Source organism: Dolichospermum circinale AWQC310F, from assembly GCF_000426925.1.
Taxonomy (GTDB): Bacteria; Cyanobacteriota; Cyanobacteriia; order Cyanobacteriales; family Nostocaceae; genus Dolichospermum; species Dolichospermum circinale.
Genome location: NZ_KE384665.1, coordinates 74,497 through 81,128 on the forward strand (window position 1 = coordinate 74,497; position 6,632 = coordinate 81,128).

11 protein-coding genes and 2 pseudogenes are annotated in these 6,632 nt (G+C 31.0%); 7 read left to right on the top strand and 6 right to left on the bottom strand.

The genetic code is table 11. From position 1 onward, the window contains the following. The coding region (locus ACIR310F_RS24000; RefSeq protein WP_035367537.1) for an element excision factor XisI family protein at positions 1-156 on the top strand (156 nt) is incomplete at its 5' end. A gap of 136 nt (positions 157-292) precedes the next feature. Here the strand turns inward: ACIR310F_RS24000 and ACIR310F_RS21405 are convergent. Next, entirely contained in the window at positions 293-2,431 is a 2,139-nt protein-coding gene (locus ACIR310F_RS21405; RefSeq protein ID WP_051289460.1) for an ATP-binding protein, read from the bottom strand. 26 nt (positions 2,432-2,457) lie between these two features. On the opposite strand from ACIR310F_RS21405, the pseudogene ACIR310F_RS24005 reads away from it, so the two are divergent. Continuing rightward, positions 2,458-2,841: pseudogene (locus ACIR310F_RS24005) on the top strand (element excision factor XisH family protein); the annotation flags it as partial. Further along, positions 2,829-3,164 carry a XisI protein gene (locus ACIR310F_RS0103020; RefSeq protein ID WP_028082542.1) on the top strand — a complete coding sequence of 112 codons (336 nt, stop codon included), beginning with the start codon at positions 2,829-2,831 and terminating at the stop codon, positions 3,162-3,164. The pseudogene ACIR310F_RS24005 and the gene ACIR310F_RS0103020, both read left to right, overlap by 13 nt. 35 nt (positions 3,165-3,199) lie before the next feature. Here ACIR310F_RS0103020 and ACIR310F_RS27530 read toward each other — a convergent pair. From ACIR310F_RS27530 to ACIR310F_RS0103045, 5 genes and pseudogenes are all read right to left on the bottom strand, one after another. Further along, positions 3,200-3,504: pseudogene (locus ACIR310F_RS27530) on the bottom strand (type II toxin-antitoxin system RelE/ParE family toxin). Then, complete coding sequence (locus ACIR310F_RS0103030; RefSeq protein ID WP_028082543.1) at positions 3,501-3,767, bottom strand: ribbon-helix-helix domain-containing protein; 267 nt, start codon at positions 3,765-3,767, stop codon at positions 3,501-3,503. The pseudogene ACIR310F_RS27530 and the gene ACIR310F_RS0103030 overlap by 4 nt, the downstream one beginning before the upstream one ends. A gap of 35 nt (positions 3,768-3,802) precedes the next feature. Continuing rightward, a complete protein-coding gene (locus tag ACIR310F_RS0103035; RefSeq protein WP_028082544.1) occupies positions 3,803-4,165 on the bottom strand; it encodes a hypothetical protein in 363 nt (120 codons plus the stop codon). Beyond that, entirely contained in the window at positions 4,162-4,479 is a 318-nt protein-coding gene (locus ACIR310F_RS0103040) for a hypothetical protein (protein ID WP_028082545.1), read from the bottom strand. Before ACIR310F_RS0103040 ends, ACIR310F_RS0103035 begins: the two co-directional genes overlap by 4 nt. Before the next feature lie 85 nt (positions 4,480-4,564). Then, positions 4,565-5,035, bottom strand: coding sequence for a hypothetical protein (locus ACIR310F_RS0103045; protein ID WP_028082546.1), 471 nt, complete (start codon positions 5,033-5,035; stop codon positions 4,565-4,567). 243 nt (positions 5,036-5,278) lie between these two features. Here ACIR310F_RS0103045 and ACIR310F_RS0103050 point away from each other — a divergent pair, with 243 nt between their 5' ends. The 4 genes from ACIR310F_RS0103050 to ACIR310F_RS0103065 are packed head-to-tail and all read left to right on the top strand — an operon-like array spanning position 5,279 to position 6,539. Next, the gene (locus ACIR310F_RS0103050) at positions 5,279-5,536 is read left to right on the top strand and encodes a type II toxin-antitoxin system HicA family toxin (RefSeq protein WP_231387371.1); all 258 of its coding nucleotides are present in this window, start codon (positions 5,279-5,281) and stop codon (positions 5,534-5,536) included. Further along, positions 5,536-5,757: a type II toxin-antitoxin system HicB family antitoxin gene (locus ACIR310F_RS0103055; RefSeq protein WP_028082547.1), complete on the top strand. Its 222-nt coding sequence runs from the start codon at positions 5,536-5,538 to the stop codon at positions 5,755-5,757. The genes ACIR310F_RS0103050 and ACIR310F_RS0103055 overlap by 1 nt, the downstream gene beginning before the upstream one ends. A 12-nt stretch (positions 5,758-5,769) precedes the next feature. After that, the gene (locus tag ACIR310F_RS0103060) at positions 5,770-6,102 is read left to right on the top strand and encodes a XisI protein (RefSeq protein WP_028082548.1); all 333 of its coding nucleotides are present in this window, start codon (positions 5,770-5,772) and stop codon (positions 6,100-6,102) included. A gap of 20 nt (positions 6,103-6,122) precedes the next feature. Further along, complete coding sequence (locus ACIR310F_RS0103065) at positions 6,123-6,539, top strand: XisH family protein (protein WP_028082549.1); 417 nt, start codon at positions 6,123-6,125, stop codon at positions 6,537-6,539. Positions 6,540-6,632: the final 93 nt, after the last annotated feature.

Consider the following 6,632-nt stretch of genomic DNA (forward strand, 5'->3'; position numbering starts at 1 on the left):
GTAGATATTAGAGATGGAAAAATCTGGATTCAGAGAGACTTTACTGAGGAAGGGGTAGCTAGTGAGTTGGTAGAATTGGGAGTACCAAAAACGGATATTGTTTTAGGTTTTAAGCCACCTTATATGAGACAGTTTACTGATTTTGCATCGGTTTAGATTTTTTATTCAATTGTTGGATTTTGGTAACTTGATGATTAGTTGATTTTTGGGGATAGGCGTTTTGCTTATCCCTTTTTTTTCGCGCAAAGACGCAGAGAGAGGAAGATAACTATAATTTTGATTTGCTCAAACTTTATTTTAAGAAATCTAATGCGTTTAATTGTCGGTATCTTCCTTGAGATTTATCCTTTCTTCGTTTACTTTTAAATACACATTCATCTACTTTTCCTTTCTGTTTTCCTTGTTTAGCAATAACAGGTATATATATCCATTCGTCTTCTCTTATTTCTAATAATCCAGCAAAACAGAACCATGATAAAAATCTACTACGATAGTCTTTAGTATCTCCACTACTACTAACATAATTATTTTTTAACAAAGTTTGATCAAAATCATTATAGTGAAAACATTGTTCATTCTTATACCTTTTATAGATTTCCTGAATTAATAAGTGAGATGATAAATAATCAGCAAAAGTTTCAGCAATTTCATAATCATTTAGTTTATTAATATTATCGTTTATTTTGACCAACCCAGATTTTCTCTCAGCTTCAATAGTTAAAAACTTCTGTAAATCCTGAATAGCATTTTCAATAGTGCTTTTACCATCATCTCTATATTTTAGATTTAATTCTTTAGCTACTGCTGCTTTAGTGAAATTTCTCTTCAATAGGTTAAAGATTTTTAATGCTGTTATAATGGTTGTTCTAGGCGTAAAATTTATAGTTAATAGTGGTAATTTATCATCTACAATATATTCTCGAAATATATCAGCGTAAATTTTATAATTGCTTTCTCTGTCAACAATTAAACGCTTTTTCAAAAGAGTATTAATTACATCTCGTCCATATTTATCTATCACATTTTGCTGTAACACAGGAGAATTATTGGCAATATAATTTAGACAATCATAATAATTTTTACCCATTTTCTTGATTGTATCTATATCTTTATCGAATATTTTTTTGATATCAAAATTATTAATGATTTGTTTCGATTGAAAATATTCATATGTTAAAGTTTCTCTGTATATTTCACCACAAATTTTCTTCAACAACCAAGGCATATTTTGACAATTATCTAATATCCATTTTTTAATACTAGGATCTAATTTTTTAACATCGCTTTCATTCACTAAAAACATTTCAAATTTCTTTAATGCCTGTTTTATATCTTTTTCTGAAAAAGAAAAAGCAAGTTCATTTAAGTTTATTATTTTACTCATATTACTGATTGTTTGCCAGTAATAATAAGTAGGACTTGTCACTGGTACATCAATATCTTCTCTCCACGAAAAACCAAATACTATATTTTCTTGAATATAATTAATTTCCTGTGCGACTTCTATAAAATCTTGATAAATAGATAACCATGAATTTTTAGTTAAAATTTCTTCAAACTGGTCGAAAAATATAACTATTACTTTCCTTTCCTCTATTAACTTATTTCTTAATAATTTAATAGAGCTACTTTCAAAAAAAGGATAATCTAAACTATCTACATCTATTTTATGATTTGTTATATTAATAAATTTGTTGTCAATGGCTTCCTGTAAGGTTTTTTGAATAACATTTACTATAAAATACTTTGCTTTATTATCACTAACAGCAGTAACGTCAACATCTCTTATATAAATATTTTGATGTTTTTCTTGCCTAGATTCTTCTCTTAATTTAACTAATAAGGATGATTTACCTATACCTGTGTTACCAGTTAAGCAAACTATCCTAGAATTAATTTTACTATTCGTTACATCTTGTAAAAATTGCCAAAATATTTCTTTGGGTTTGACACGACCAAAAAAGTCTTGTGGATTACATGGTAAATGATATTCATGAAAGCTATCTGCATTCATTATTCTTGATATGGGAATTTCCTTGAATTCAGATTCTTTAGCAATATTCAATACTTGACTAACTTTCGAGTCGTCACTATTATCATTAATAAACTCTAAATTATCTAAATTATATTTTTGATATATTTTATTTTCATCAAAATAGTGTTTCCAATCGTCTACAGAACAACTTGTAGTAAATTGAGTAGGAAAAATAAAAGCACGGCTATTTTCCAGAATCAGATCAATATGTTCCGCAACCCAAATAAATTCCTTATTGTGTGTAATTATAAATGTAATCTTGCTAATTGATATATTTCCTAATCTATCTAATTTAGGCTTCTCAATATTATATGCACTTCTGAATTCTTGAACCAATTCTTTACCAGTCCATATAGTTAGATGTTTATCTTTGTTGTTCTCATGAAAATTTTTCACAAATCCTCTAGTCTCACTATACCGTTAAAAATGCCCTAGAAAAAGATAATTGGCAAATCACCAAAGATCCATTTGTTCTCAAATGGGGTATAAGAGATTTATATATAGACTTAGGTGCAGAAAAACTCATAGCCGCCGAAAAAACCGGACAGAAAATAGCAGTCGAAATTAAAAGCTTTATAGGTGCTTCTCCAGTCACCGACTTAGAAAACGCTTTAGGGCAATATATCCTATATTACGACATCCTCAGTCGCTTAGAACCTGACCGTCGCTTATATCTCGCTATTCGTCAAGAAACCTACTCCGAACTATTTCAAGAACCAATTGGTAAAATATTATTAGAAAATCAACGCCTTTGTTTACTTGTCTTCGATTCCAAACGAGAGGAAATACTGCAATGGATACCTTAAATAATTATCGCCAAATCATTCAAAAAATATTAACCGAATATTCCCAACTTCCCTACGCTTACGGAGAACTAGAAAGACAACTAATAATCAGCCAAAACGCCAACCATTACCTATTACTAACATTAGGTTGGGAAAATAATCAACGAGTGCATGGTTGCTTAGTTCATATAGACATTATCAACGATAAAATCTGGATTCAAAGAGACGGAACAGAATACGGTATAGCCAACGAACTTGTTAACGCTGGTATTCCTAAAAATCAAATAGTTTTAGCCTTCCAACCAGCCGATATCAGACAATATACAGAATTTGCAATTACTTGAAACCTTGCGATTCTTCCTTTGCGTGAGATAAAGTTTTAATCATCCATTGATTCTGTAAACAAAGATTCCAGATTTCGATAACCACTAACTACACGCACAATTTCAATCCCACCGTTAATAACTCGATAAAAAATAACATAACCATCCAAAGGAACACCCCGCAAATCAACCCTAATATATTCATAGCTACGCCCCATATTGGGAAATTAGCTAAATATTTACACTTCTTTTCAAATTCATCAACAAACCGCTCTCCAGCATCAATATTTCTATTGGCAAAATAATCAATAATTTCTAATAAATCCCGACTAGCTTCTGGAGAAATAATATGTATTTTCATCCTTGTATTTCTCTCGCTTGACGCAACTTATCCCGCAATTGTGAAATCACAACATCTCCATTAATACCTTCCCCTCTATCCAATTGTTCAATAGCAACATCAACCTTTTCCCGTGTTTCTTCCACCCAATTCTGATAACCCTTATCCCACTCCAAAAGCAACTTCAAAGCCTTACTAATCACATCTTCAGGATTTGTATATCTACCTGTTGCAATTTGCGCTTGAATAATTTGCTCTAATTCCGGTTTAATTTGGATATTCATGATTTCTCCTTTGCGCCTTTGCGCGAAATAAAAAATTATCCCAAAGTTAAAATATCCTCTGGAAAATCCACAACCAAACGCAAAAACTTCAACCATTCAGAACCTAATAAAACTTCTGTAATATTATCCCCCACATGAACAGGAATTTCATATTCCTTACCATCCAATATTACCTTACCTAAATAAATATTAAATCTTGACTCACCTTGTGCTGTTTGCATAGGTTCATTACCAAGAAAAACCCAATCCAGTCCATCCAAATCTTGAGTATTAATTGCCATAAACTTGGTAAATCCTGTATCTAACATCGCATCCACAGGTAGATTTAATCCATCAGCCGTAATCAAATCAATCTCAAAAAATAGCTGCCCCTCACTACCAAAATTTCCCTGAATCATATTCTCCCAGTCGTTCCTGTTTCATTTAAGCAAAACACATAATTTTTAGCCTTTGGATATTTTTCATGGACTTTTTTATGAGCTTGAATATTATCTTGATCAAGAAAGTATTCACCACTATCTGGTTCTATAGCAATATACCAACCATAGTTACTTTCAATATATTCAGGACGGACACGCTCAAAAATTGCCCGACAACGTTGATAAAATATTTCATCTTCCGCTTCTCGTCTAGCTAATTCTTCAGGTGATATAGTCAATTCAGGAAAAATTCTTCCTCTTCTTACCACTTTTTTTGATGTTATGTGAGTCATATCATTAACTTGAACTCTATTCTATTTATTATCTTAACTTAAATTGTGCTTAATTGCAACTTTTATCATTATTTAAACATAAATTTTAACATGATTTTCCCTCTTTATTTTCATCATTAAAAGCTGCTGCTAATTCAGGACTACTAATAGCTATAGAACTTTCTTTCCATTCATAAATAATATCATCAATCAAATCCCAAGCCTGATTAGAAGTATCAGTTAAACGAAAAGCCTCACTCACTTCTTTAATAAACTCTTGCAATTCATCCCCATCAAAAACCCGCAACCATCCATAAGGATGCTCATAACCTATTTTTTGTCCTAATAATAACCGAAACGCCACCGATAACACCTCAAAAACAGCCTTACTTTGTGTTACCCCCTTCACTAAATAAGCCACATCTTCACGACGCAACAGCGCAAAAGATTGGTCATTTCTAGTAATAGTAATTGGGTGTTCATAAGCTTTGTCTAGAACCTTTCCAGGTTGACGATTCAACTCAGTAGCTGTCACTAACTCATCTGAGTAAGCATTGCTAAAAATTGCCATTGACATGATACCTGCGTTTTCAAGAAACGCTGACTTAATATATGATATTACGTACTATTATACGTAATCCTTATTATTTGTCAATACCGAAACAAAAACCTTTGTTTCGGGTTTCATTTTTCCGTTATCGTTATGCTGTTGCTAACACTCTATTTTATCTTGTTCGATCTACTTTTGGACAGGAGTTTAGTCTAAGTAAAGAATAATGAGAGTAGGATAAAATTTGATGTGAAACAATGATAAAATAGAGTGGTGTCAAAAAAGCGTAAGTTACTAGAGAAAGTCCTTTCTGGCTCTAAAAATCTTCAATTTGATGATTTAGTGACATTAGTTGAAGCCTTTGGTTTTTCCCTATCACGTATCAACGGTAGTCATCACATTTTTACACATCCAACTATCCCTGAACTTATTAACTTACAAAATCGCAATGGTAAAGCTATTCCTTATCAAATTCGGCAATTTTTGATTTTGATTGAAAAATATTCCTTAACTATGGAGAATGAATAATGAAACACTATCACATTAATATTTTCTACAGTCAAGAAGATGAAGGTTATATTGCTGATATTCCTGATTTAAAATATTGTTCAGGATTAGGTTTAACTGAAGAAGAAGCACTGCAAGAAGTTCTCAAAGCTAAAACTGCTTGGTTAGAAGCTGCGGAAATAGAAGGTAAACCCATTCCCGAAGCAAGATATAAACCTGTAATTTATCAAATAGCTTCATAACTTTATAGTCTTATGGAAACATTAAATTATCGAGAAATAGTTAAAAATTTCATTCAAAAGTATGCACAGGAAGAATGTGTAGAAGATTCAGAAAATATCGAAATTGTTTTTGATACCGAAAGGGATGTTTATTTATTATTGGTTACAGGATGCAAAGATGAAAAAAGAATTTATTCGTTTCCCATTCATATTAGTATTAAAGATGGAAAAATTTGGATTGAAAGAGATTTTACGGAAGAAGGAATTCCTCATCAATTAGTTGAATTAGGTGTACCGAAAACAGATATTGTGTTAGGTTTTAGATCACCTTATGTTAGACAGTTTACTGGTTTTGCATCGGTTTAGATTATTTATTCATTGTTTTTATGTCAGCAAAAGATTTTTTTCATAATCCAGTTAGGTTAACTTTAGAAAAAGATGGTTGGTTAATTACTAATGATCCTTTATCATTTACAGTAGATGGTCTTGATTTTAGAATTGATTTAGAAACAGAAATACTTTTAGGAGCAGAAAAAGAAGGTCAAAAAATAGCAGTTGAGGTAAAATCTTTTTTAGGTAAATCAACTATCAGTGAATTTCATAAAGCTTTAGGACAAACACTTAATTACCGTTACATTTTAAAAAAAGCAGAATCAGAACGTCTTTTATATTTAGCAATTAGTTATGAAATATATACAGATTTTTTTCTGATTCCTGTAATTCAAGAAATCATTGCTGAACATCAATTAAAATTATTAATATTTGAAGCTATTAAACAGGAGATTGTTTTATGGAAGGAATGAATTATCCTGAATTGGTAAAAACTGTATTAGCAAGACATACAGAAAATCATGCTTCCAAAGGAACAGAAAAGGAGTTAATTTTTGATTGTGAAA

What these genes read in the sequence shown, in the direction of transcription:
- ACIR310F_RS0103020 (WP_028082542.1), top strand. Translation starts at nt 2,829, where the DNA reads ATGGATACCTTAAATAATTATCGCCAAATCATTCAAAAAATATTAACC.
- ACIR310F_RS0103030 (WP_028082543.1), bottom strand. Translation starts at nt 3,767, where the DNA reads ATGAATATCCAAATTAAACCGGAATTAGAGCAAATTATTCAAGCGCAA.
- ACIR310F_RS0103035 (WP_028082544.1), bottom strand. Translation starts at nt 4,165, where the DNA reads ATGATTCAGGGAAATTTTGGTAGTGAGGGGCAGCTATTTTTTGAGATT.
- ACIR310F_RS0103040 (WP_028082545.1), bottom strand. Translation starts at nt 4,479, where the DNA reads ATGACTCACATAACATCAAAAAAAGTGGTAAGAAGAGGAAGAATTTTT.
- ACIR310F_RS0103045 (WP_028082546.1), bottom strand. Translation starts at nt 5,035, where the DNA reads ATGTCAATGGCAATTTTTAGCAATGCTTACTCAGATGAGTTAGTGACA.
- ACIR310F_RS0103055 (WP_028082547.1), top strand. Translation starts at nt 5,536, where the DNA reads ATGAAACACTATCACATTAATATTTTCTACAGTCAAGAAGATGAAGGT.
- ACIR310F_RS0103060 (WP_028082548.1), top strand. Translation starts at nt 5,770, where the DNA reads ATGGAAACATTAAATTATCGAGAAATAGTTAAAAATTTCATTCAAAAG.
- ACIR310F_RS0103065 (WP_028082549.1), top strand. Translation starts at nt 6,123, where the DNA reads ATGTCAGCAAAAGATTTTTTTCATAATCCAGTTAGGTTAACTTTAGAA.